This window comes from Acinetobacter guillouiae (genome assembly GCF_002370525.2).
Lineage (GTDB): Bacteria > Pseudomonadota > Gammaproteobacteria > Pseudomonadales > Moraxellaceae > Acinetobacter > Acinetobacter guillouiae.
This window is the reverse complement of record NZ_AP014630.1, coordinates 565,793-590,403: the sequence shown is the minus strand read 5'-3', so window position 1 is coordinate 590,403 and position 24,611 is coordinate 565,793. Positions and strand designations below refer to the sequence as shown.

23 protein-coding genes are annotated in these 24,611 nt (G+C 38.3%); 17 read left to right on the top strand and 6 right to left on the bottom strand.

Translation table 11 applies throughout. The annotated features are described in order from the left end of the window. Positions 1 to 26 precede the first annotated feature (26 nt). On the bottom strand, positions 27 to 638 hold the full coding sequence (locus AS4_RS02865) for a class I SAM-dependent methyltransferase (protein ID WP_096732973.1): 612 nt from the start codon (positions 636 to 638) through the stop codon (positions 27 to 29). A 263-nt stretch (positions 639 to 901) separates the two neighbouring features. Between AS4_RS02865 and AS4_RS02860 the strand changes: the two genes are divergently transcribed. From AS4_RS02860 to AS4_RS02850, 3 genes are all read left to right on the top strand, one after another. After that, entirely contained in the window at positions 902 to 2,428 is a 1,527-nt protein-coding gene (locus AS4_RS02860) for a fumarate hydratase (protein ID WP_004726542.1), read from the top strand. A gap of 191 nt (positions 2,429 to 2,619) precedes the next feature. Further along, positions 2,620 to 3,057 (top strand): DUF2059 domain-containing protein, encoded by a 438-nt coding sequence (locus AS4_RS02855; protein ID WP_227548116.1) that lies wholly within the window; start codon positions 2,620 to 2,622, stop codon positions 3,055 to 3,057. A gap of 57 nt (positions 3,058 to 3,114) precedes the next feature. Next, positions 3,115 to 3,648 carry a DUF2059 domain-containing protein gene (locus tag AS4_RS02850; RefSeq protein WP_096732970.1) on the top strand — a complete coding sequence of 178 codons (534 nt, stop codon included), beginning with the start codon at positions 3,115 to 3,117 and terminating at the stop codon, positions 3,646 to 3,648. 60 nt (positions 3,649 to 3,708) lie between these two features. Here AS4_RS02850 and AS4_RS02845 read toward each other — a convergent pair whose 3' ends face one another. The 4 genes from AS4_RS02845 to tig form a co-directional block, all read right to left on the bottom strand. Then, positions 3,709 to 4,458 carry a DUF2846 domain-containing protein gene (locus AS4_RS02845; protein ID WP_004726536.1) on the bottom strand — a complete coding sequence of 250 codons (750 nt, stop codon included), beginning with the start codon at positions 4,456 to 4,458 and terminating at the stop codon, positions 3,709 to 3,711. Between the two features lie 164 nt (positions 4,459 to 4,622). Continuing rightward, entirely contained in the window at positions 4,623 to 5,933 is a 1,311-nt protein-coding gene (gene clpX, locus AS4_RS02840) for an ATP-dependent Clp protease ATP-binding subunit ClpX (protein ID WP_034609735.1), read from the bottom strand. Between the two features lie 36 nt (positions 5,934 to 5,969). After that, positions 5,970 to 6,581: an ATP-dependent Clp endopeptidase proteolytic subunit ClpP gene (gene clpP / locus AS4_RS02835; RefSeq protein ID WP_004726532.1), complete on the bottom strand. Its 612-nt coding sequence runs from the start codon at positions 6,579 to 6,581 to the stop codon at positions 5,970 to 5,972. A gap of 189 nt (positions 6,582 to 6,770) precedes the next feature. Next, the gene (tig, locus tag AS4_RS02830) at positions 6,771 to 8,102 is read right to left on the bottom strand and encodes a trigger factor (RefSeq protein WP_004726530.1); all 1,332 of its coding nucleotides are present in this window, start codon (positions 8,100 to 8,102) and stop codon (positions 6,771 to 6,773) included. 433 nt (positions 8,103 to 8,535) lie between these two features. On the opposite strand from tig, the gene AS4_RS02825 reads away from it, so the two are divergent. From AS4_RS02825 to rdgB, 10 genes are all read left to right on the top strand, one after another. Then, positions 8,536 to 10,770, top strand: coding sequence for a TonB-dependent receptor (locus tag AS4_RS02825; protein WP_096732968.1), 2,235 nt, complete (start codon positions 8,536 to 8,538; stop codon positions 10,768 to 10,770). 123 nt (positions 10,771 to 10,893) lie between these two features. Next, positions 10,894 to 11,577, top strand: coding sequence for a Fe2+-dependent dioxygenase (locus AS4_RS02820; RefSeq protein ID WP_096732966.1), 684 nt, complete (start codon positions 10,894 to 10,896; stop codon positions 11,575 to 11,577). Between the two features lie 44 nt (positions 11,578 to 11,621). Next, the gene (locus tag AS4_RS02815) at positions 11,622 to 12,722 is read left to right on the top strand and encodes an alpha-hydroxy acid oxidase (protein WP_096732964.1); all 1,101 of its coding nucleotides are present in this window, start codon (positions 11,622 to 11,624) and stop codon (positions 12,720 to 12,722) included. 278 nt (positions 12,723 to 13,000) lie between these two features. After that, positions 13,001 to 14,698, top strand: a complete 1,698-nt coding sequence (gene leuA, locus AS4_RS02810) for a 2-isopropylmalate synthase (RefSeq protein ID WP_004818892.1) — start codon at positions 13,001 to 13,003, stop codon at positions 14,696 to 14,698. A gap of 464 nt (positions 14,699 to 15,162) precedes the next feature. Further along, entirely contained in the window at positions 15,163 to 16,323 is a 1,161-nt protein-coding gene (metX, locus tag AS4_RS02805) for a homoserine O-succinyltransferase MetX (RefSeq protein WP_004818891.1), read from the top strand. Then, a complete protein-coding gene (gene metW, locus AS4_RS02800) occupies positions 16,323 to 16,916 on the top strand; it encodes a methionine biosynthesis protein MetW (protein ID WP_004726517.1) in 594 nt (197 codons plus the stop codon). Before metX ends, metW begins: the two co-directional genes overlap by 1 nt. Continuing rightward, positions 16,913 to 17,509 carry a tetratricopeptide repeat protein gene (locus AS4_RS02795; protein ID WP_004726515.1) on the top strand — a complete coding sequence of 199 codons (597 nt, stop codon included), beginning with the start codon at positions 16,913 to 16,915 and terminating at the stop codon, positions 17,507 to 17,509. The genes metW and AS4_RS02795 overlap by 4 nt, the downstream gene beginning before the upstream one ends. An 87-nt stretch (positions 17,510 to 17,596) precedes the next feature. Beyond that, the gene (locus AS4_RS02790) at positions 17,597 to 17,974 is read left to right on the top strand and encodes a nuclear transport factor 2 family protein (protein ID WP_004818887.1); all 378 of its coding nucleotides are present in this window, start codon (positions 17,597 to 17,599) and stop codon (positions 17,972 to 17,974) included. A 27-nt stretch (positions 17,975 to 18,001) separates the two neighbouring features. Continuing rightward, on the top strand, positions 18,002 to 18,499 hold the full coding sequence (locus tag AS4_RS02785) for a hypothetical protein (protein WP_096732962.1): 498 nt from the start codon (positions 18,002 to 18,004) through the stop codon (positions 18,497 to 18,499). 84 nt (positions 18,500 to 18,583) lie between these two features. After that, on the top strand, positions 18,584 to 19,207 hold the full coding sequence (rdgB, locus tag AS4_RS02780; RefSeq protein WP_096732960.1) for an RdgB/HAM1 family non-canonical purine NTP pyrophosphatase: 624 nt from the start codon (positions 18,584 to 18,586) through the stop codon (positions 19,205 to 19,207). Positions 19,208 to 19,332: 125 nt separating this feature from the next. Here rdgB and AS4_RS02775 read toward each other — a convergent pair whose 3' ends face one another. Further along, positions 19,333 to 20,208 (bottom strand): AEC family transporter, encoded by an 876-nt coding sequence (locus AS4_RS02775; protein WP_096732958.1) that lies wholly within the window; start codon positions 20,206 to 20,208, stop codon positions 19,333 to 19,335. Between the two features lie 174 nt (positions 20,209 to 20,382). Here AS4_RS02775 and tatA point away from each other — a divergent pair, with 174 nt between their 5' ends. The 4 genes from tatA (at position 20,383) to AS4_RS02755 (ending at position 24,607) form a co-directional block, all read left to right on the top strand. Then, complete coding sequence (tatA, locus tag AS4_RS02770; RefSeq protein WP_004726505.1) at positions 20,383 to 20,607, top strand: Sec-independent protein translocase subunit TatA; 225 nt, start codon at positions 20,383 to 20,385, stop codon at positions 20,605 to 20,607. A gap of 17 nt (positions 20,608 to 20,624) precedes the next feature. Beyond that, positions 20,625 to 21,080, top strand: a complete 456-nt coding sequence (gene tatB / locus AS4_RS02765) for a Sec-independent protein translocase protein TatB (protein WP_004818879.1) — start codon at positions 20,625 to 20,627, stop codon at positions 21,078 to 21,080. Next, positions 21,077 to 21,859 carry a twin-arginine translocase subunit TatC gene (tatC, locus tag AS4_RS02760; protein WP_004818877.1) on the top strand — a complete coding sequence of 261 codons (783 nt, stop codon included), beginning with the start codon at positions 21,077 to 21,079 and terminating at the stop codon, positions 21,857 to 21,859. Before tatB ends, tatC begins: the two co-directional genes overlap by 4 nt. 582 nt (positions 21,860 to 22,441) lie before the next feature. Continuing rightward, complete coding sequence (locus tag AS4_RS02755; protein WP_096732956.1) at positions 22,442 to 24,607, top strand: PhoX family protein; 2,166 nt, start codon at positions 22,442 to 22,444, stop codon at positions 24,605 to 24,607. Positions 24,608 to 24,611 lie beyond the last annotated feature (4 nt).

Sequence of the window (24,611 nt, the reverse complement as noted above, 5' to 3'; positions counted from 1 at the left end):
GCTTAATTTACTTTCATCCAGATATTTTATATTCGCTTGGCTAACCAAACAGTATGCCCTGTACAATCACGGTCTTCAGCAATCATCTTTATCACTTCAAAATTATACTTTTTAAATAGTTCGTAGTACTCAGCGGATGATAAGCTGCCATGATACAGCGCATCACCAAACATCTCTCCAACCGCTTCACCCTGTGATGGTCCACTGGTAAACATTAAAGCAGCGCCAGCTTTTGTATATTGATTAAAAATTTCAAACATATCTCTCTGATGTTGTGGTGTAAGATGAAAAAAGCTATCCCAAGCGAGTATTGCATCAAATTTGCGATCTAAATTTACTGTTCGCATATCAGCTAAAATCCAAGTGTGATCAGGAAAATTCTGTTGCGCCATTTCTATCATTACATCAGAACTATCAACACCTGTCACAGTATTCGCTTGCTCAATCAAATAAGCTGCAATTGGTTTTGCAGAGCCACAGCCCAAGTCAAGAATATGGGAGTGAGCGGGAATTAAAGTTAAAAAGCGATCCAACCACGCTTTTTCATAAAGAAATTCCCCGCGTAATTCAGTCCATGCACGAGCATGCTTTGTATAAATTTCAATAATATTTTCCGCAAGATGCGTATAGTTTTCCATGTTGTTGTTATTTAGCCCAAGCTTTTGACTCAATAGAGTATAGAGCTTTTCACGCTGTAAAATCTGAAATTTATTTCTATACGGCTTTATCATCATTTATATAAAAAGTAGAAAAGTTGCCTTGATCAACCCAAATATAAGCGGAGTTTCTCAAATAAAATCATAAAACTTTAGGCTGAAATTAGATCTAAGCCACCACAAAACAAGCAATATCACGTATAATTTAGCCCGCTAGCTAACAGCCCGCTCAAGAGATTTTTGATATGACAACTATTATCAAACAAGATGACTTGATCACATCGGTCAAGGACGCGCTTCAGTTCATTTCGTACTATCATCCACAAGACTTTATCCAAGCGATGAGCCGTGCTTATGATCGTGAAGAGAACCAAGCTGCAAAGGATGCAATTGCACAAATCTTAATTAATTCACGTATGTGTGCAGAAGGTCATCGTCCAATCTGTCAAGATACTGGTATTGTTAACGTATTTGTTGACGTGGGCTTAGATGTTAAATTTGATTTAACTATGAGCTTAGATGATGCGATCAATGAAGGTGTACGCCAAGGTTATTTAGAAAATAGTAACGTACTCCGCGCTTCAGTTTTAGCAGATCCTGCTTTTGGTCGTAAAAATACCAAAGACAATACACCTGCTGTAATTCACTACAAACTCGTTCCAGGCAATAAAGTCGATATTACTGTTGCAGCGAAAGGTGGTGGTTCAGAGAATAAATCTAAACTGGCAATGCTTAACCCTTCTGACTCGATCGTAGATTGGGTACTTAAAACTGTACCAACGATGGGTGCGGGTTGGTGTCCTCCAGGAATGCTCGGTATTGGTATTGGTGGTACTGCTGAAAAAGCCATGATGCTTGCAAAAGAATCGCTCATGGAAGAAATCAATATGGACGAGTTACTTCGCCGTGGTCCACAGAACCAAATCGAAGAACTGCGTATTGAAATCTTTGAAAAAGTAAATGCATTGGGTATCGGTGCACAAGGCCTTGGTGGTTTAACCACAGTGCTTGATATTAAGATCAAAGACTACCCTTGTCATGCTGCTGGTAAACCAGTCGGTATGATTCCAAACTGTGCTGCAACTCGTCACGCTCATTTCCAATTGGACGGTTCAGGTATTGCACATATTCAAGCGCCTTTACTTTCAGATTATCCTGAAGTGACTTGGGATACGTCAACATCTAAACGTGTTGACTTAGACAATATCACACAGGAAGAAATGAACTCATGGCAACCGGGCGATACATTATTATTGAACGGTACCATCTATACAGGTCGTGATGCTGCGCATAAACGCATGGTTGACATGTTAAATAAAGGCGAACAACTACCTGTGGATCTCAAAGGTAAATTCATTTACTACGTGGGACCTGTAGATCCTGTAGGTGATGAAGTTGTAGGCCCTGCTGGTCCAACAACAGCAACGCGTATGGATAAGTTCACACGTCAAGTCCTTGAAGCAACTGGCTTGTTTGGTATGATTGGTAAAGCGGATCGTGGACCTGCTGCTGTTGAAGCAATCAAAGACAATAAAGCGACTTATTTAATGGCTGTTGGTGGTGCTGCTTATTTAGTATCTAAAGCCATTCGTGAAGCAGAAGTTGTTGCATTTGCTGACTTAGGTATGGAAGCTATCTACAAATTTAAAGTACAAGACATGCCTGTATCTGTTGCAGTTGATGTCAATGGTACTTCTATTCATGCGACTGCACCTAAAATCTGGCAAGCCAAAATTGGGAAAATCCCAGTGGTTGATGCTGTTGCACAATAATCTAATCTAAAGCTTAGATTAAGCTTGAAGATTAAATAGAAAGCACTCTATGATTAGAGTGCTTTTTTACTTTGAGTAAGATAATGAAAATAAAACAGGTGTTCTCACCAATACTTATAGCATGTTTATTTTTTGGGGTTCAGAGCTCTGTTTTTGCTAGCCCTGCGACAGATAAAAGCGTCGACAAATTGATGCAACTCTCCAATATCTCAGAGATTTTCAAACAAAGTACCCGTGATATGCAACCCTACTTTGACGATCAAGCAGAAGCACTTGTTCGCCAAGTGACGGGGGCTCAAACATTGAATATCGATCAGCAAAATGCAGCACTACAAATTAGTGCGCTGTATAGTGATATTCAACAACAGCTGGTGACTGACCCAGAATATCTCAATATGTTTAAATCATTATTTAAAAAGACCTTTACTGAAGAAGAAGTTCAAGCCAATATCGCTTTTTTAAGTACACCGATTGGACAATCTATCAATCAAAAGATGAACACGCTTATGACAGAAGTCATGCAAGAAACCGCAAAGTTTTCTCAAGAAAAAATGCTAAAAGTAGAAAATCAAAAAGCCCTGAAAGAAAAAATGGAAACGATTTTAAAGCCGATTCTTCAAGTTGAATAAGCTTTTACTCAACCATTTTATGATGTGAATTACAACCAGAACTTATATAGGTATTTTATGAAATTACTCCAACACTTACTACTTGCAAGCGCATGTATCAGCACAAATTTTGCTTTTGCAGCGCCCGCTTCAGACCAACAAGTTCAACAATTATTAAAAGTCATGAATATTGATGAACTGCTACAAGAAACCATACAACAAATTCGCCCTCAGTTGGATCAACAAGCTTACCAAATCATTCAAATGACGGTAAAAAAAGATCAGCTCAACCCACAAGAACAAATTGTCGCCAATGAGCTTGCTGACAAAATGTATGAGCAAAGTAAAAAAACCATTGCTTGGGATCAAATCAAACCTGTTTATCTTAAGATTTATAAAGACATATACAGTGCTGAAGAAGTTCAAGCTCAAATTGATTTTTATTCAAGTGCAATTGGACAGTCTATTTTGAAAAAAACACCTCAAGTTGCTCAAGAAACCATGAAAGTCATGAACAGCCAACTGATTAAAAGTGTACAAACCGCATCTGAAGACTTTAAAGAAGTGACTAAAAAGCTAGATGCTTTAAAAAAGGCCGCAAATACTCAATAAAACAAATAAGAAAAGAGAGCCACGCTCTCTTTTCTATATCAAGCATCATCTAGCGATAGATCACCAAGTCATTGGGTTCCAAAGTTTAAACTGCTGCCCCAAATGCACATCATCACTTACTTTGTACGGCTCACCTTTGATTTTTTCTTTAGGTTTAATCACACGTCCATCCGCAGTTACTTCAGCGACAAAATTAAGGCCTGGGGTCTTCAGTTGAGTCATCGCAATTTCTTTGAGTCCTTGTCGGGTAGGCATTTGCATTAAAGGCCCTACACGTAATAAACCCGCTTCACCATTTGGCCCACCGCGAAATTTTTCTTCTTCATATTTAACAAAATATTGCCCGCCAGCTTCTACTGAGAAATAAGCAACCTTGGGTTTCTGGAAATGAAAAACTGTTAATGGACGACTGAGACTTAATTTATAATCCCCCTCAGCCAGTTCAATCCAATAATAATGATTACTGATCAAGCTTGGAATTTTCTTACCATTTAGAAAAAAATTGTTTGGAATAATTTCTTGTCTATTCCAACGACTGTCTGGTCGATAAAAATACACAATCGCAGCTTGAGGATTCTGAGGCTTAACCAGCTTAAAGTATTGCCCCGGCTTTTGATTGACCCAAGATCCGGTAGAGAATGATGCAACTTTATATTGTTCAAGCTTTTCATGAACCAACGAATCTTCTTTTTTGAAATCGATAGGATCTAAAGTTGAAACAACTTTTGCAGGTTGCTGTTCAACAGATTGATGACTTTGACAAGCTGCCAACCCACAACTGATCAAAACGACTAGACCGATGTAACGCATGATTTTCCCTCACCGCGTATTTTTTATTTTCGTTTTTAATAAACCCTATTGTCTACAGCCAGCTTAACATTTCAATGACCATTTAAAAATAAAAAACGTGCAAATAGTCAAGCTACTTGCACGTTTCAGATGAATTGCACTGAGGATGTATCAGAATCCAGCTTTTAAGCTGATTTTGTATCCAACACCTTCAAATCTACTTTTTCAACTTCAGTATTTTCATGCTTTGGTTGACGTTCAGATTTGAACTCTGGTGCAGCTTTATCGTTAATCACTGCTTCATTGATAATCACAGTACCAATGTCTGAACGACTTGGTAAGTCATACATGGTTTCAAGCAATACATTTTCTAAAATAGAACGCAGACCACGCGCACCTGTATTACGCTCTAACGCTTTTTTCGCGATCGCACGTAAAGCAGAGTCTTCAAAAAGAAGGTCTACATTTTCCATCTCAAAAAGATATTGATACTGACGCGTTAATGCATTTTTTGGTTCTGTTAAAATCTGCATCAAGGCTTCTTGATCAAGCTCTTCAAGTGTTGCAATCACAGGTAAACGACCAATGAATTCTGGAATTAAACCAAATTTCACCAAATCTGCGGCTTCAACTTGACGGAATAATTCAGATACTTTTTTACTATCGTCTTTATTCTTTACGTCTGCGGTGAAACCAATGCCACCTTTTTCTTGACGTTGTTGCACAACTTTTTCAAGACCAGAGAACGCACCACCACAGATAAACAAGATATTTGCAGTATCAACTTGAATAAACTCCTGCTGTGGATGTTTACGTCCACCTTGAGGCGGAATTGACGCAACAGTACCTTCAATCATTTTCAACAATGCTTGTTGCACGCCCTCACCAGACACATCACGTGTAATCGAAGGGTTTTCAGATTTACGGGTAATCTTGTCAATTTCATCAATGTAGATAATACCCTTTTGTGCTTTTTCTACATCGTAATCCGCTTTTTGCAAAAGTTTCTGAATAATGTTTTCGACATCTTCACCAACATAACCAGCTTCGGTCAAAGTTGTTGCATCAGCCATTGCAAAAGGTACATCAAGCAAACGCGCAAGTGTCTGTGCCAGCAATGTTTTACCTGAACCGGTCGGTCCAATCAGCAAAATATTACTTTTAGCAATTTCAACGGCATCTTTAGGCTTATGCCCTGTTTGAGATACTTTTAAACGTTTGTAATGGTTATACACTGCAACTGAAAGTGTTTTCTTTGCTGTGTCTTGACCAATTACATACTGGTCCAAAGCCGCACGAATTTCATGTGGTTTTGGCAATGGACGTGTTGCCCAATCGCCTGTTTCCACCTGTTGACTCGTTTGCACTAAGTCTAAGCACACATCCACGCATTCATTACAAATATATGCGTCCTCGCCTGCGATCAGCTTACCGACTTCAGACTGCGTTTTACCGCAAAATGAACAATGCTTTTGTCCTTGAGGAAGATCGGACATTTTCACTCCAAATTCTTAAATCTTATCTATAAATGTTTAGTCTTGAGGTCGTTTACTTAATACCTGATCCACTAAACCATATTCTTTTGCTTGCTGTGCAGTCATAAAATTATCACGATCTGTATCTTTAGCGACAGTTTCGTAATCTTGACCACTATGTTCAGCCATTAAACGATTTAAACGTTCTTTGATGAATAAAATTTCACGTGCATGAATTTCAATATCCGATGCTTGACCACGGAAACCACCCAATGGTTGGTGAATCATCACACGCGCATTTTCCAAGCAATAACGCTTACCTTTTGCACCAGCATTTAATAAGAAAGCCCCCATAGATGCAGCTTGACCCATACAATAGGTCACTACATCAGGCTTAATAAATTGCATCGTATCGTAAATTGCCATACCCGCAGTCACTGAACCACCAGGTGAATTGATATATAAATGGATATCTTTATCTGGATTTTCAGCTTCTAAAAACAACATTTGCGCGACAATAAGATTCGCCATGTTGTCTTCAACTTCACCAGTTAAAAAAATCACACGTTCACGTAAAAGACGTGAAAAAATATCGAAAGAACGCTCACCACGTGAAGATTGTTCTACGACTACTGGCACCAAAGCGCTTTCAATTGATGGAACATACATACGTTATTTATTCCTGAATTCTTGTTACTTCACTCATGTTCACAATATGAGGGATAATTGCTGAAAATGCAAAATATTCCCAACTTAATATCAGATATTTTTTGCATAAGTATTGTGAATGGAATGATTAAATCCATGTTTAAGCTCATAAAAAAAGGCGCCAAAGCGCCTTTTTTTAGATCAAACAACTTAGCCTTGTTGGCGCGCTTGTTGCTCTTTTAACAAATCTTGATAGCTAACAACTTCATCAGTTACTTTAGCAGCAGCTAAGATATGATCAACAACTTGATCTTCTAACACTACGCCTTCGATTTGAGCACGTTGTTGCTTATCAGTTTTGAAATATTCAATCACTTCAGTTGGATCTTCATAAGAAGAAGCCATATCTTCGATATAAGCATCAACACGTGATTGGTCTACTTCAAGTTTAGCATCAGCCAATACTTTGCTTACCAATACACCAAGTTTAACTGCTTTTTCAGCTTGTTCTTTGAACAATTCATCTGGAAGCATGCTGCTGTCAAATGCTTTAGCACCTTGAGCACCAAACTGTTGAGTAAATTGTTGAATCATTTGTTGACGTTGACGGTCAATTTCTTGAGCCAACATAGATTCAGGAACTTCTACGTCATTTGCAGCAACAAGTGCATCAAAAGTTGCACCTTTTACTTGGTTACGTAGGCCATTTTTTACTTCACGTTCCATGTTTTTGCGAACGTCAGCTTTTAATTTCTCTACGCCTTCTTCTTCAGTTAAACCGAAGATTTTAAGGAATTCAGCATCAATTTCAGGAAGTTTTTGTTTTTCAACAAGCTTAACTGTGATTTTAAATTGAGCAGCTTTACCTGCTAAGTTTTCAGCTTGATAGTCTTCAGGGAAAGTTACATCAATCACTTTCTCTTCGCCTTTCTTCATACCAACGATACCGTCTTCGAAGCCAGGGATCATACGACCAGAACCTAAAACAAGTTTAAAGTCTTCAGCAGCACCGCCTTCAAACTTCTCACCATCAACAGTACCTTCAAAATCGAAAGTTACTTGCATGTCTTTTTTAGCCATGCCTTTAGTTTCAGTCCATTCAGCACGTTGCTTTTGAAGGTTTTCAAGCATTGCATCAACGTCTTTATCTGTTACTTCAGATGATTTACGTGATACTTCAAGACCTTCAAATTTAGCTTCAACTTCAGGATAAACTTCAACTGTAGCTTGATAAACTAAAGCATCATCTTTGTTTTCAACTTTGTCGATGTTTGGCATACCAACAGCATTGATTTTTTCTTGTTGAATTGCTTCAAATACTGTGTCACGAATGATGTCGTTTACAACTTCTTGGTAAATACCAGCGCCGTATTCACGACGTACAACGTTTACTGGCACTTTACCTTGACGGAAGCCGTTGATCTTCACAGTTTTGGCAGTGCGTTTCAAGCGAGCTTCAAACTGCTCGTTAATACGGCTCGTCGGTACAGATACATTTAAACGACGGGCAACGCCCGAAACCGCTTCAGAAGTTACTTGCATGGCTTCCTCGATAGAATTTAATAATTACAGTTTTTCAAAAAGTGCCACATTATATGACAACATTTGAATATATACAAAACACCTGTGTAAATCATTTTATTTCGATCACTGATTTTCTCATTGTGACGCTTTTTTTAATAAATTATCTTCGACTCGATGACAAAGATAAAAATTTTGTATTTTTATATGAATTTACCAAATTCAAATACTTTAGTGACATTAGAATAAATTTATTTACATTTTGAAATATCTAGAAATAAAATTAAATAAATAAAATTCAAAAAGTTAAGTGAAACTTCAATACATTTTTAATTCATTTTCTCATCATAAACATTTAAAACCATCGACAATTTCAATTTCAAACAGATGCAATAAACAATAAGAATCATTATTATTCGCATACAAATTTACACTACTCTTTGTGAGTTCACGTATGTCTTTTATCAAATCACGCAAAAAGATTGTTTCTACTGCAATCGCATCTTCACTTTCAGTTATTGCAACATCAGCCATCGCTCAAGACGAAATCGCAAAGCTTCCAACAATTAAAGCACAAGCGACTGTAGAACAAAGTTTAAAAGTAGATGAGTCTGCCAATAAAAAATTTGTTGCACCTTTATTAGATACACCTAAGTCTGTATCAGTTATTTCAAAACAATTGATCGAAGATACTAAAGTAACCACTTTAAGTGATGCCCTCCGTACAGTACCTGGCATTACCCTAGGTGCTGGTGAAGGCGGTAACCCAAATGGTGATCGTCCATTTATTCGTGGTTATAACTCTGAAAGTTCTATGTTTGTGGATGGTGTTCGTAATTCCACTTCTCAAAACCGTGAAATGTTTGCTATCGAGCAAGTAGAAGTCACTAAAGGTTCTGCTTCAGCGATGAGTGGTGCTGGAACTTCTGGTGGTAGCATCAATATGATTTCTAAAGTCGCTAAAAAAGGAGACTTTTTAGAAGGTTCTGTTGCTGGTGGTACAGATAACTACCAACGTATTACCCTTGATGGCAATAAAGACTTTGGCAATGGGGTTGCTGCTCGTGTCGCTGTAATGGGTCATCATAATGAAAAGGCTGGTCAAGACGATGGCTCTGAATATAAACGTGCAGGGATCGCACCAAGTATTACTTTTGGCTTAGACACCGCGACTCGCGCAACGTTAAGTTACTACTACTTAAAATCAGACGATACCCCAGATTCAGGTGTACCCTATTGGAATCCAACAAACAAAACTGCGACTGGTAAACCACTAGATGCTAAACAAGGTATTTATTATGGTTGGTTAGACCGTGATTTCCAAAAACAAGAAAACCAAAGTGGAACACTAAAGTTAGAACATGATCTAACGGATACTATTACTGTAAGTAATACTGCTGTATTTACAAACTCTAAAAATGATTACCTTTGGACTCAACCTGATGATTCTAAAAAGAACATCGCAACTGACCAAGTATGGCGTCGTGTAAACTCTCGTATTTCGGATACAGACACATTTACAGATCAATTGGCTTTAACAGGTAAATTTAATACTGGTTCTTTTAAACACAGTTTTAATGCTGGTGCTGAGTATAGTAAAACAGAATCTGATAAAGGCTCATATACTGTAACTAATTCAAAGGGTCTTTCTGGTGGCGGTTTAACAGGTACTGGAGCTTGTAAAGGTCAAACACCGGTAAGCAGTGAATATTGGTGTACATCTGCTTATAACCCTAACTCTAAAGATCCATGGTTAGGTAATATTAGTCCTAATAAAGCAACCACAACGACTACCTCAGAAAATACATCTGTTTACATCTTAGATAACATTGAAATTACACCAAAGTGGTTATTAGACCTTGGAGTACGTTGGGATAAGTTTGAAACAGAAATGAAAACCAACGCAACGGGCATTAAAGTTGCAAGTAATACAGATTTCTTCAACTATCAAGCAGGTGTGACGTTCAAACCACTTGAAAATGGTTCAATTTATGCTAGCTATGCAACTTCATCAAACCCTGTTGGTGTAGATTTAGGCGATGGTTCTGAGGCAATAAGCTCAACACTAAATAATCTTGATCCAGAAGAAGTGAAAACTTATGAAGTAGGTACCAAATGGGATCTATTAAATAAAAAATTAAATTTAACCGCGGCAGTTTTTCGTACTGAAAAAACTAATACTCGTGCAACTGATAGTTCTGGTAATACCCAAAACATTGGTGAAACTCGTGTAGATGGAGTTGAACTAGGTGCAAACGGTAATATTACAGACAAATGGGCTGTATCTCTAGGCTATACGTACTTAGATAGTGAAATTGTAGATGCAGGCTTTACGAAAGATTCCTCAGGAAACTATGTAACAAATCCTGTTAATGGCAATCAAGTTCAAAACGTTGCTAAAAACTCCGCAACACTTTGGACAACTTACCAAGTGCTTCCTCAGTTGAATTTAGGCGTTGGTGCAATTGCTATGGACAAAGTTTATGGTGATGCAGCTAATACTAAATTTGTTCCTGGCTATGTACGTTATGATGCAATGGCTCGTTATAACGTAAACAAAAATGTTAACTTACAGTTAAATGTAAACAACCTTTCAGACAAGCGTTATTTTACTAAAGCTTATGCATCTCACTATGCAACAGAAGCAGAAGGTCGTAGTGCTGTAGTTTCTTTAAACTTTAAATATTAATTGACAGAATAAATCCATAATTATTTTATGGATTCATTTTAAATGATATAAAATAGCCTCTGTACAGAGGCTATTTTTCTATAACCGATTACTCTGCAATCAATTTGATTAAAAGGTATTAAGATGATCCATCATATTCCTAATGTATTAAGCAAAGAACAAGTTCTATATTTTAGAAATACAATGCAAAGTACAGAATGGATTAGTGGTCAATATACAACAGGCTCACTTTCAGCCAATGTCAAAAAAAATCAACAACTACCAGAAAATCATCCATTAACACAACAATTAGGCAATATCATCTTAGACGCTATAGGACAAAATGCTCAATTTTTATCAGCAGCATTGCCACTAGAAATTCTTCCGCCATATTTTAATCGTTATGAAAATAACCAATCTTTTGGATTTCATGTTGATAACGCCATCCGTAATATTCGCGGTACTCAGCAACGTATCCGTACTGATCTATCTTGTACTGTTTTTTTAAGTGAACCTGATGAATATCAAGGTGGTGAACTCGTTATTGAAGACACTTATGGCTATCATGAAATCAAACTCCCTGCGGGAGATCTAATTCTGTACCCTTCCACGAGCCTTCATGAAGTAACAGCTGTGACTCAAGGTGCTCGCATTGCTTCTTTTTTTTGGCTTCAAAGTATGATTCGCGATGATGCTAATCGCCATATGTTATTCAATCTAGATCAAAGCATTCAAAATTTAAGAATTGAATTAGGCGATATGCACGCTGAAGTCGTTAAACTCACCAGTCTTTATCATAATTTAATTCGTAAGTGGGCTGAATTGTAATCCCCATCCTGTGAAATTGATTTTCTCAATCGGTAAGTTTTCTCATGAGTAAAAAAATCCAAGCACCACTCACTCAAATTCCAACATATTTACAGACCATTGCGGATTACGAGAAACAAGCAGAACAGCATCTGCCTGAAAACACTTGGCACTATTTGCAAGGTGGGGCGATGGATGAGCAAAGTGTTCAAGAAAACTTACAACAATTTAAAAATATTCAACTGATTCCAAGACTGCTCAATGACTTAACTCAAGGCTCGACCGAATGTGAGATTTTAGGACAAAAATTTCCTCATCCAATTTTTCTTGCACCGATTGGACATCAACAATTGTTCCACCCTGACGGCGAAGCTGCGGCTGCACTAGCGGCCGAAGTTTTAGGAAGTAATATTGTACTAAGCACTTTCACCAATACGGATATGCGAAGTTTCAAACAAGAAAACCCTTTGAAATGGTTTCAACTGTATTGGCAAGGTGATCGTGAGAAATCATTGGCCTTAGTTCGACTCGCAGAACAACAAAATTTTAAAGCACTTGTAATTACAGTAGATTCACCGCATACAGGGATTCGTGATCGTGAACGTCGGGTGATTTTTCAATTGCCAGAAGGCATGCAACACCCCCATACACCCACCCACATTCCCCTACCCAAAATTTCTGAGCATCAACATCCTGTATTCAACGGTTTAATGCAAATTGCACCCAAATGGGCAGATATCGAATTTATAATTGCCCATAGCCATTTGCCTGTAATTTTAAAGGGTGTGCTACATCCACTCGATGCAAAAAAAGCAGTCGAAATCGGCGTAAAAGGCTTAATCGTTTCCAATCATGGTGGACGAGTACTCAATAGCAGTATTTCCCCACTGATCGCCTTAGCAAAAATTAAGGCCGTTGTTCCGCATGATTTTCCTTTGCTTTTGGATGGTGGAATCCGTCGTGGTACAGATATATTTAAAGCATTGGCTTTAGGCGCATCTGCGGTGTTGATTGGCCGTCCTGCGATCTACGGGCTCTCTGTTGCTGGTGCTTTAGGTGTCGCCCATGTGATTAAAATTTTAAAGGAAGAATTTGAAATTACCATGGCATTAATGGGAACTGCTACCGTAAAAGAAATCAATCAAGAATATATTTTTCAAGATTAAGTCATTCAAAGGAAATTTTTCTCTCAACTGATATTTTTTATGCAAATTAAGGAAATTATTTCCAAGATAATTGTTTTAGAATTAATCTCAAGTTAAACCATTTGTAAGTTATCAGTGTTTAGATTTATCTCGTGCTACCCACGTATAAGTTTATGAAAATTTACGGTGTTTTCATCATAAAAACACTTGTAAATTGAACAGATAGACACAATCTATATTTGTAGTAAGTTGCCTTTACCCAAGAGACGAGCAACAACAACTACACAAGGAGTTCCCTCATGATGTTGGCTGATCCAAGTAAAAAATATCGTCGCATGTACCAACGTGTAGACTTGCCTGACCGTCAATGGCCAAATAACGAAATCAATAAAGCGCCAATTTGGATGAGTACCGACCTTCGTGATGGTAACCAAGCGATTTTCGAGCCAATGAATATTGAACAAAAATTCAAAATGTTCGAAATGTTGGTCAAAATTGGCTTTAAGCATATTGAAATTGGCTTTCCTTCAGCATCACAAGTTGATTTTGATTTCACCCGTAAGTTGATTGAAGAAGGTCATATTCCAGATGACGTTTATATCGAAGTCTTAGTGCAAGCGCGTGATCATTTAATTGCACGTACTTTTGAGGCTTTACAAGGTGCAAAACGTGCCATTGTGCATATCTATAACTCAAATTCACCCACTTTCCGTAAAAAAGTATTGAATGTTGATGTCAATGGTGCAAAACAATTGGCCATCAATGCAGCAAGCAAAGTAAAAGAATATGCCGCAAAACAGCCTGAAACTGAATTTATTTTCCAGTACAGCCCAGAATGTTTTACAGCAACAGAATTAGAGGTTGCTAAAGATGTCTGTGATGCAGTGACTGAAATTTGGGAAGCATCACCTGACAATAAAGTCATTTTAAATTTACCTGCAACTGTTGAGGTTTCAGGTCCGCATGTCTATGCCGACCAAATCGAATGGATGCATCGTAATTTGCAACGTCGTGATGGTGTGATTATTTCAGTACATTGTCACAATGACCGTGGCTGTGGTATTGCAGCATCTGAGTTAGCGATCATGGCTGGTGCTGATCGTGTTGAAGGTTGTGTATTTGGGAATGGTGAACGTACTGGTAACGTTGACGTTGCTGCAATTGCATTAAACATGTACACACAAGGTGTAGCATGTGAGTTAGATTTCTCAAACATTAATGAGATTATTGCCACAATAGAAGAATGTACTGGCTTGCCTGTACATCCACGTCACCCATATGCTGGTGATTTGGTCTTTACTGCTTTTTCTGGTTCTCACCAAGATGCAATTAAAAAAGGCTTTGAATTCCAAAAAGATGAAGAAATTTGGGATATGCCTTACTTACCAATCGACCCTAAAGACTTAGGTCGTGATTATGATGCAGTGATCCGTGTCAACTCACAGTCGGGCAAAGGCGGTATTGCTTACTTATTAGAGTCTAACTATAACGTGGTTTTACCTCGTCGCTTACAAATTGAATTCTCACAAATTGTTCAGCAAGTTGCAGATGAAGAAGGCGTTGAAGTCTCAGCTCAACAAATTTGGACCTTGTTTAAAGACACCTATGTTGCTGCAAAAGATGCACATTATTCAGCGAAAAACTATAGATTGTCAGATGAAAATGGTAGCCAAGTAATTGAACTTGATGTGGTCATCAATGGTGAAACTCAGCGCTTACGTGGTGAAGGGAATGGTCCAATTTCTGCGATTTTAAATGCGCTTCAATTACCAATTGATGTCTTAAACTACGAAGAACGCAGTATCAGTTCAGGCGCACATGCAAAAGCGTTGGCATTGATCGAACTTCAAGTTCAAGGTACTGGTAAATCTGCATTCGGTGCTGGTGTGCATGACAATATCGTCACCTCTTCAATTGAAGCAATCATTGCGGCAACCAATCGTTTAATTGACCAAGGTGTTTTAAGTACTGAACAAGTGATCGCTGCTGCTGTATAAGCGATATCAATTAAAAGACTTTAGAAAGGATGCCCCCTAGTGGTATCCTTTCTTTTATTTATTGATGTTATCAAGCAATCTCTTCAAACAGCTTTATATCTTTTAAAAATAATTTAAAGATAAAAAGAGACGTGGAAATTTCATCCATGATTGTTTGAGATCAGACTGGTGTTGGTGAGTAGTGAACATGCTTGGTGATGAGAAGCAAAGTTTGACAAGATCGCTCTCTTATAAAGCTTAAGCTTTTCATTTTTTCGAAAGAAGAATACGTTGCGCCTCAGCAAAGTCAAAACATTCATTGTGACTCTACTAAACATCATCACTCATCCTGAAGTGAACTTTAATGATAAAAGCTATTGTGAAAACCATGGAATATCATTAATTTATTAGCCATACAGATGACTTAGATATCTCTAATATCCGTAATTTATCGACCTTCTAAAATTTTAAGGTGAACATTTCCAGTGTCTTTTCCAGCTGATTCAGTGGGGCTCGTTACTCCACAAAAGTTTGAATTTGAAGAACCGTTAGAGCTTGAGTGTGGTCGAGTATTGCCACGCTATGAAATCATGGTGGAAACCTATGGTGAGCTCAATGCAGATAAATCAAATGGAATTTTGATTTGCCATGCACTTTCAGGGCATCATCATGCGGCTGGCTATCACCATGAAGACGATAAAAAAACAGGCTGGTGGGATGCATGTATTGGACCGGGTAAAGCCATTGATACCTCGAAGTTTTTCGTGGTCGCACTCAACAATATCGGAGGTTGTAGTGGCTCAACGGGACCCACTTCACCTAACCCTGAAAATGAAAATCGCCCATACGGTCCCGACTTTCCATTAGTGACTGTACGTGATTGGGTTAAAACCCAAGCCCTCCTCTCTGATCGCTTAGGGATAGATGTTTGGTATTCAATCATTGGTGGTTCTTTAGGTGGTATGCAGGCTTTACAATGGTCTGTGGACTATCCTGACCGTTTACAAAAATGTGTCATCATTGCCAGCGCACCAAAGCTTTCCGCACAAAATATTGCATTTAACGAAGTGGCACGTCAGTCTATTTTATCTGATCCAGATTTTCACAATGGCCGTTATTTAGAACTCGATAGTTATCCAAAACGTGGCTTAATTTTGGCACGTATGGTGGGGCATATTACCTACCTTTCTGAAGAAGCCATGAAACAAAAATTTGGCCGTGATTTAAAATCAGGCAAGTTTATGTATGGTTTCGATGTTGAGTTCCAAGTTGAAAGCTATCTGCGTTATCAAGGCGAACAATTCAGTCGTAACTTTGATGCCAATACTTATCTGATCATGACCAAAGCCTTGGATTATTTCGATCCATCACGTGAATATGAACAGTCACTGACGAAAGCCCTATCTAATACCAAATGCCGCTTTTTAGTGGTGTCATTTACAACAGACTGGCGTTTTAGCCCAGAACGTTCGCAAGAGATTGTTAATGCCTTGATTACCAATCAAAAGCCTGTGAGTTATTTGGATATTGATGCTGAGCAGGGCCATGACTCATTCCTATTCCCTATCCCCTTGTACGTCAAATCCTTACGTGCATTTTTAGGTGGTATTGAACACCTTCATTCAACACCTAAGGAGGCTTTGTAATGCGTATTGACCAACAACTTGCAGAAAAATGGATTAATGCTGGTGCAAGTGTGCTCGATTTAGGTTGTGGTGATGGCGAATTATTGTCACAAATGAGCAAAAAACAGCAAATTCATGCTTACGGGCTAGAAATCGATCAAGAAAAGATTGCAATTGCCGTCAGCAAAGGGTTAAATATTATACAACAAGACTTAAACCTCGGTTTGGGACGCTTTGCCGACCAGTCTTTTGACTATGTGGTTATGGCACAAGCTTTGCAAGCTGTAGATGCACCTGATGTGCTTCTGCGCGATATGGTGCGTGTGGGGAAACAAGCAATTATTACGTTTCCTAACTTTGCGTATTGGAAAACACGGTCTTTCCTTGCACTGAAAGGCAAGATGCCTGTTTCTGATGCCTTACCGTATATGTGGTACAATACACCTAATATCCACTTATGCACCTTTCGTGATTTTGAAGCATTATGTGCTGAAAATCAGATTCAAATTATTGATCGACTCGCTGTAAATGGGAACCAACAAGGTAGCTTTTTAAGTAAAGCCATACCGAATTTGTTCGGCGAAGTCGCTATTTATCGAGTGAGCGCTCTATGAAGAAATTATTATTAGGCAGTACGTTATTTTTTGGGCTAGTGAGTATTCAAGCCCATGCGGACTATGTACCGCAGCAACAACAATCTGTATCAGCAATGGCAGCGCAATATGCACATATGAATGTGACAGATTTGCAAAAAGCAGCCAAAGCTGGCCAACCTGCTGCACAATTTTATTTAGCAACACATTTCCAGGCTGGTACTGGTGGTGTATCTAAAGACCTTAAACAAGCATTTACATGGTTTAAAGCTGCGGCTGACCAAGGTATTTCTGCGGCTCAGTTAAATGTTGGTCGTATGTATGCTGATGGCTTAGGCGTTTCTAAAAGCGAAACATCTGCGCGTCAATACTTTGAAAAAGCAGCAAGCCACGGCGATAACCGTGCAAGCTTTAATCTTGCGGTGATGGAAGAGCAAAAGAAAAACTACATGGGCGCTTATCAGTGGTATGAGCTTTCTACACGTGATGGTATGTTAGACAATAAAGTAATTAACATGTCGCAAACCAAGAAAACTGCTTTGGCTGCTAACTTAACTCAAGACCAAATTCGTACTGCAACACAACGTGCAGATCAATGGATTCAAGCTCAATAATTTGATTCTCATCGATCATAAAAGCACCTTCGGGTGCTTTTTTTACTGCTATCCATTTAATAAGTATTTCAACTGGGATTGTTGACAATGCAAGACCTATTCAAACAATTAATTCAATATGAATGCGGGTTGCATCATCGTGATCGTCAAAACTTTCAAATACTTGATCAACGGTTACATCCAGATTTTAAAGAAATTACCAAATCAGGGTGGGTTGTGCATAAAGCCCAAATGATTGAAGCACTTTTAAACGATACAGATAGCGACATCATTCAAGCACAGGATTTTCAAGTTCAGTCGTTATCTGATCATAGCGTTTTACTGACCTATCAAAGCCATCAAATCAATGTGGCAACTCAAGCTCAATACAATGTAGCTTTACGCAGTTCAATTTGGGTTATGAATGATCACGGTATATGGCAAATGATTTTCCATCAAGGCACCACTTGTGCATTTGAGAAGTAAATCGAGTTCTTCTATGTATGGAAAAATATGCAAAAGAAAAAATATTATGCTTCACGCAAACAAATGATTCCTTTGGCGATTTTTGCTGGAATTTTGGCCTGCCCCTTTTGGGCTGCAACCGTGCTTTTGATCTGGGAAATGTTTGAATGGAAGAATGGCTTAAAAAGTCTCTTTTCGCTATTTCTTGTTACGCCATTGGGTCTCATTGCTTATTTTTTCAGTCATAAAGCTATTCAGATGTTTAGCAATCAACGCCCTATTTTAACCCTCTCCCAAGACATGATTAGAAGCATTGATTTTAAAGGTCGAGTGATAATTAAAAAACACATTAAAATACCAGAGATCTATGAAGTTGAGCTAAAAAAAACCTTACTCGATCGGCAGTATTATTTACTTTTTATCATGAAAGATAACAGCAAACAGAAACTCAATGTTGGGCTAGGTTTTATGAAAAATGAGGATGTTCTCGATTTAAAACAAGAATTGGACAAACGCATTAGTGCAAAAGCAAAACACATCCAGTAAAGCGTAAAGAACAAGAGAATTTAGCCATATTTTATGACACAGATTAAGTTAAAATAACTCAATTTTAAATTTTGAGTCTGCATCATGTCATCAAAAGATTGGTTATCTCAAGGAACACTGGTACTCGCAAGCAATAACAAAGGCAAAATTGCTGAATTTGAAAAATTGTTTGCTGAATTGGCTTTACCCGTTGAAGTGATTCCTCAAGGTCGACTGAATATCGAAGACGCGATTGAAGATGGTTTAAGCTTTATTGAAAATGCAATTATCAAAGCACGTCATGCAAGCCGTATTTCAGGTAAACCTGCGATTGCAGATGATTCTGGGATTTGCGTTCCCGTATTAGGTGGAGCACCTGGAATTTACTCTGCACGTTATGCAGGTGAACATGGCGATGATACAGCCAATAATGCAAAATTGCTGGAAAACCTTAAGCCTTTACGCCAAGACGATCAAGCGATTGAAGCAATGTTCGTATGTGTATTGGCATTGGTTGAACATGCAGATGACCCTTTACCACAAATCTTCCAAGGAATCTGGCAAGGTGAAGTACTCGAGCAAGCTCGTGGTGAAAATGGTTTCGGTTATGACCCACTGTTCTGGTTACCCGAGCTAAATATTTCAAGCGCAGAAATGAGTAAAGAAGAAAAGAACAAAATTAGTCATCGTGGTCAGGCGATGCAATTGTTTAAAGCAAGCTTGAAATAAGCAGTTAAAACCAGCCGTTTAAAATCATACGATTTTGTTAGATTCCTCCTCGCCCTTGAGCAAAGGAGGAATACAATGAGTCTCTCTAAAGCTTATCTAAAACGAAGCGAAATAAACCGATAAAACTATAAAAAATGAATCAATGCACCGTATAGGACACATACCACACAACTGACTATCGTTCCTGAAGCAATATATTTTGCTGAAACTCCAGTGCCTTGATAGTGGGTTTCCAATGCGACAATATTGGCGGCTGGCGGTAAACAAAACAGTAAAAACATCACCCCAATATATTGATGGATCTGTGGAACCGGTAAAAAGAAATAAGCCAGACTGCACAATACAACACCACAAACTAACTTTAATATTGCGAGCTTAGTACTGGACAGTAAGTCCTCGATATAGACTTTGGTTTTTCTTAACCACATCCCCAATACACACATACCGGTAAAACTCATACTCCATTTAGCCAGAGTATAAATCCAATTAATCCAATCATTTGCCTGAAACTGTTGCACATCAAAACAACGTAAAAGCCCGGCAATGATCAAGGCAATCACAGGTGGCGATTGCAATACTTTTTTGATAAGCAATTGTTTGGATTGTGGAGCTGAGCTCACCGAAGTCACAGCCCAAGAGTTTCCAAAAATTGAAACCCCGATATAAAGCGGTATCATCAGCATACTATTGTCTGGGCCAAATATAGCCAAGGCAATTGGAAAGCCGAGCCATGCCATATTGGTATAGCTAAAACACAATGAAGCTAAACGATCTTTAGACAGCGTGAGATAAATAAAGAAAAGCGTAAAGCATGAGAAAAAAGCAAATAAGATTAAAGCAATACTGCCCGATTTATAAAATACCATATTGTAAATAATCACAATCGGGATAAATAAGCGAGCCAGCAGCAAAGACATGAATGATTTTAAATTTAATGAAAATTTGCTATTCGCCAGTATCAGCCCACAGATAAATGATAAAACTGGAAATAACAAAGCCACAATACTACACCTTATTCTCAAATCATGAACATACTAGCATTTTCCAAATATAGATGACGTTGAACATATCAAAATAATTTATAAATATTGTCTGTCTTTAAATTGAAATATTAGTGTCACTTTTTTGTCATGGATAACTGTTGTTATAGCTGTTATTAAATAGGAGTTAAAACTATGGCTGGATTATCGATTTGGCATGTACTTATTTTTGCAATTGTTGTGATTCTACTATTTGGTACATCAAAGCTGAAAAACTTAGGTAAAGATGTTGGTGGTGCCGTCAAAGATTTTAAGAAATCAATTAAAGAAGAAGAGGCAACAACTGCTTCACTGACTGAAACGCGTACCCTAGAACATCAAACAAGCAATACTGATGTGAACTCTACAGTAAAACACTAATCGGTGAGGCGTAGATCATGTTAGATGTTGGATTTTCAGAACTGTTAGTGTTTGGGATCATTGCTCTCTTGGTATTGGGACCAGATAAACTTCCTGAAGCTGCGCGTTTTGCTGCCAAATGGTATAGCAAATTTAAACGTGCAATTAGTAGTGTCCAAAATGACATCGACCGTGAATTACGTCTTTCTGAATTTAGAGAACAAATGCAACAAGAGATGCAAAAAATTCAAGAACTTGAACAAAAAATGCAGGCTCAGATGCAGGAGTTACAGCAACAAAAAATTGCTGTAGAACAAGAAAGTCATCTCGCAATAACAGACAATAAAAAAATTCACACGACTTATCATAAACTTGATATTACGGTTCCCGCTATTTATATGTCAAAGACTTGGTTAGATAAACAAAACTGTACTGTAACTCGACCACAAATTGTTCTTGTTAAAGAAGTACCGCAATTGAAGGTGGCTGTATGAGCGACTCATTAGCACCACAAGTACATGATGCCTCATCTACCGAGACGCCGCCTTTAGATGCGATGCCAATTACTCAACACCTGATGGTGTTACGTAAGCATTTATTTAAAATTGTTGGCGCGCTCATTGCTATATTTTTTTGTTTATTGCCATTTGCCAATAAGACCTATATTGCGTTATCAGAACCACTCAGAAAACAATTACCTGCAACCTCAACCATGATTGCAACTGATGTTACAGCAACCTTCATGGCGCCGTTTAAGTTAAACTTCTTTATTGCGCTGATGCTGGCGATGCCCTTTATCATCTATCAGCTTTGGGCCTTTATTAAACCAGCGTTATACGAAAAAGAAAAAAATCTAGCGTTTCCATTGCTGTTTGGCAGTATTGTGCTGTTTTATTCAGGGATTGCTTTTGCTTACTTTATTGCATTGCCATCTATCCTGCATTTCTTTATCAGTGTTTCACCAGAAACCGTCGCGCCAATGACCGATATCAATAGTTATTTAAGCTTCTGTCTAAAATTATTTTTGGTCTTTGGTGTGACCTTTGAAATCCCAATTATTACTTTAGTGTTAATTTTAGTTGGCTTGGTCACCACTAAAACATTGGCTGAAAAGCGCCGCTTTATCGTGGTGGGATGTTTCTTCGTATCTATGTTTATTACCCCTCCAGATGCAATTTCAATGATCATGCTCGCAATTCCAATGTGGATGCTATTTGAGTTGGGTTTATTGCTGGGTAAAGTGATTGAAAAACGTAAAACTGTAGATGCTTAAGGATCAAAATAAAAAAGCGTTTTAATATTTAAATGACTTCTTTTGAGGTCATTTTTTATTTTAAGAATGTTAATTTTTTTTTAAAACAATTATAAAAATAAGTCTATCGCTTAATCTCCTGCCCTTTTATTCAAATACATTAGATCTATTGCACAAGTCGAAAAATGATCATGTTGAGTGAATTATATTTCGATTGGAAGTTCCTTCTCCCCCTCGGGAGAAGGTTAGGATGAGGGGAATTTTATGTTGATCTATGCTTTAAATAAGCGTTTATAAAAGAAGTCTATTCTTAAAATCTCTTTATGAAACATCCCTATTTTAAAAACAACTAAAAGTTAATCCTGTTTATTCAATTCACCAAATACATATCAGGCTTAATCAGTCACAACCTATTTTTTATAGAAAGTGAACAGCACAGTAATTATCTAAATACAAATATGACAATCCTATTACTTTCTTAAAATAAGATTAAATTTAACCAATATTAAATATAAGAGTAAGAGATCTTACACATTTGTTCTGTATGTTTTTAAGCTGAATCAAAATCACATTTAATCAAGACTTAAAGCCAAAGGGAATCGTATGACAGACCTCACGCCATATCATGAAAATCAAGAGTTAGATAACAATACTTCGAATAACACGCATTTCCGTGACATTTTAGAACAACGGATTTCTCGTCGTAGTTTAATTACAAAAACAGCAAGCGGTGCAGCGGCTCTCGCTTTAGCATCGAGCCTAGTCGGCTGTAATGACGACGATGACAATAATTCAACCTCAACAACGACCGTTAAAAAACCTGAAAAATTCACCTTTAACCCTGTTGCAAAAAACCTCAATGACATCGTCACTGTTCCTGCTGGTTATGAAGCAAATGTGCTTTATGCTTTAGGTGATCCATTAACACAGACAATCCCTGACTGGGATGACAATAATGTTCCTTCAGGGGTCAGCTTTACAGCGCGTTCAGGCGATTGTCATGATGGTATGAGTTATTTTGGCTTAAATTCCAATAGCTCTAAATATGATGCGAAAGCCTCAAACCGTGGCTTACTGGTCATGAACCATGAATACATTAACCAAACCTTCTTACACCCTAAAGGTGCAACAAAAGTAAATGGTCGTCGCCCAGAAGATGAAGTGATTCGTGAAGTCAATGCACACGGTGTTTCCATCATTGAATTAAAGAAAGATGCAACTACACAAAAAGTAGAGATTGTTAAAAGCTCTCCATTTAATCGCCGTATTACAGCATCAACAGTCATGGACTTTGCAGGTACAGTTGCGGGTTCAGACTTGGTGAAAACCAAATACTCAAGCTCAGCAAAGCAAACACGTGGCACACATAATAACTGTGGTAATGGTTACACACCTTGGGGGACTTACCTCACCACAGAAGAAAACTTTATTGGATACTTTGTGCGTAATAAAGGTGACGATGCAAAACGTAGTGCGGCTGAAATCATCGCACTGAATCGCTATGGTTTAAAAGATGGTGCCAGCTCACGTTATGGCTGGGAAACTTCGATTGGGGCAATCGAGAGCCAAGACTTATATGACCGTTGGAACGCTTCAATTACCGCTGACTCAGCAGACAAAGATTATCGCAACGGCGCAAATACCTTTGGTTGGATTGTTGAAATCGATCCATTCGATAGTCGTTCAAACCCAGTTAAACGGACATCTTTAGGTCGCTTTGCACATGAAGACTGTCGTTCAAGTCGCTTAATCGAAGGGGAAAATCTGGCCTTCTATATGGGCGATGACTCACGTGGCGAATATATCTACAAATTTGTATCTGATGCGAAGTGGGATGCAAAAGATGTCAATGGTGGCTATCGCGCTGGCGATAAATATATGAACAGTGGCAAGTTATATGTTGCGCAATTCAATAATGATGGTACAGGTAAATGGATTGAATTGGCATACGGTAAAAATGGTTTAAATGATAGCAATACCGTCTATCCTTTTAAATCTCAAGCCGATGTCACTACTTTTGCACGTTTAGCTGGTGATTCGGTCAAAGCCACCAAAATGGATCGTCCAGAATGGGTTGCGGTGAACCCTGAGAATGGTGAAGTCTATGTCACTCTAACCAATAACTCGAACCGTGGTACAGCACATGCATTAGATGCCGCAAATCCACGAAACTATAGCGACCCAGAAGGCGGTAAAGGCAATGTAAATGGTCACATTATCCGCTTCCATGAAAAAGATAATAAAACCACTGCTGAAAGCTTTACTTGGGATATCTACCTCTTTGGTGCCGAAGCAAAAATGGCCAGTAACATCAACTTATCTGGGTTAAATGATAACAATGATTTATCTTCACCAGATGGTATGTGGTTTGACCCACGTGGTGTCCTTTGGATTCAAACCGATGATGGTGCTTATACAGATACCACCAACTGTATGATGCTTGCTGCACTCCCAGGTAAAGTCGGTGATGGTGCAAAAGCAATAACATCTGCTGGGCAAGAAACGATCGTGGGTAAACAAGTCACTGATGAAAACCTGCGTCGCTTTCTAACAGGTCCAAAACAATGTGAAATCACGGGTGTCACCATGACACCCGACTACAAAGCCATTTTTATCAATGTTCAACATCCAGGTGAAGACTCACCTAGCTTTGATAAGCCATCAAGTAACTGGCCTGCCTCACAAAAAGATCCAAGTAATAAGACCGCTCGCCCACGTTCTGCAACGGTCGTCATTACTCGTAAAGATGGCGGTGTAATTGCTGGCTAATCAA

Excerpts from the sequence above, each read along its gene's own strand:
- AS4_RS02865 (WP_096732973.1), bottom strand. The coding sequence starts at position 638 with ATGGAAAACTATACGCATCTTGCGGAAAATATTATTGAAATTTATACA.
- AS4_RS02860 (WP_004726542.1), top strand. The coding sequence starts at position 902 with ATGACAACTATTATCAAACAAGATGACTTGATCACATCGGTCAAGGAC.
- AS4_RS02855 (WP_227548116.1), top strand. The coding sequence starts at position 2,620 with ATGCAACTCTCCAATATCTCAGAGATTTTCAAACAAAGTACCCGTGAT.
- AS4_RS02850 (WP_096732970.1), top strand. The coding sequence starts at position 3,115 with ATGAAATTACTCCAACACTTACTACTTGCAAGCGCATGTATCAGCACA.
- AS4_RS02845 (WP_004726536.1), bottom strand. The coding sequence starts at position 4,458 with ATGCGTTACATCGGTCTAGTCGTTTTGATCAGTTGTGGGTTGGCAGCT.
- clpX (WP_034609735.1), bottom strand. The coding sequence starts at position 5,933 with ATGTCCGATCTTCCTCAAGGACAAAAGCATTGTTCATTTTGCGGTAAA.
- clpP (WP_004726532.1), bottom strand. The coding sequence starts at position 6,581 with ATGTATGTTCCATCAATTGAAAGCGCTTTGGTGCCAGTAGTCGTAGAA.
- tig (WP_004726530.1), bottom strand. The coding sequence starts at position 8,102 with ATGCAAGTAACTTCTGAAGCGGTTTCGGGCGTTGCCCGTCGTTTAAAT.
- AS4_RS02825 (WP_096732968.1), top strand. The coding sequence starts at position 8,536 with ATGTCTTTTATCAAATCACGCAAAAAGATTGTTTCTACTGCAATCGCA.
- AS4_RS02820 (WP_096732966.1), top strand. The coding sequence starts at position 10,894 with ATGATCCATCATATTCCTAATGTATTAAGCAAAGAACAAGTTCTATAT.
- AS4_RS02815 (WP_096732964.1), top strand. The coding sequence starts at position 11,622 with ATGAGTAAAAAAATCCAAGCACCACTCACTCAAATTCCAACATATTTA.
- leuA (WP_004818892.1), top strand. The coding sequence starts at position 13,001 with ATGATGTTGGCTGATCCAAGTAAAAAATATCGTCGCATGTACCAACGT.
- metW (WP_004726517.1), top strand. The coding sequence starts at position 16,323 with ATGCGTATTGACCAACAACTTGCAGAAAAATGGATTAATGCTGGTGCA.
- AS4_RS02795 (WP_004726515.1), top strand. The coding sequence starts at position 16,913 with ATGAAGAAATTATTATTAGGCAGTACGTTATTTTTTGGGCTAGTGAGT.
- AS4_RS02790 (WP_004818887.1), top strand. The coding sequence starts at position 17,597 with ATGCAAGACCTATTCAAACAATTAATTCAATATGAATGCGGGTTGCAT.
- AS4_RS02785 (WP_096732962.1), top strand. The coding sequence starts at position 18,002 with ATGCAAAAGAAAAAATATTATGCTTCACGCAAACAAATGATTCCTTTG.
- rdgB (WP_096732960.1), top strand. The coding sequence starts at position 18,584 with ATGTCATCAAAAGATTGGTTATCTCAAGGAACACTGGTACTCGCAAGC.
- tatA (WP_004726505.1), top strand. The coding sequence starts at position 20,383 with ATGGCTGGATTATCGATTTGGCATGTACTTATTTTTGCAATTGTTGTG.
- tatB (WP_004818879.1), top strand. The coding sequence starts at position 20,625 with ATGTTAGATGTTGGATTTTCAGAACTGTTAGTGTTTGGGATCATTGCT.
- tatC (WP_004818877.1), top strand. The coding sequence starts at position 21,077 with ATGAGCGACTCATTAGCACCACAAGTACATGATGCCTCATCTACCGAG.
- AS4_RS02755 (WP_096732956.1), top strand. The coding sequence starts at position 22,442 with ATGACAGACCTCACGCCATATCATGAAAATCAAGAGTTAGATAACAAT.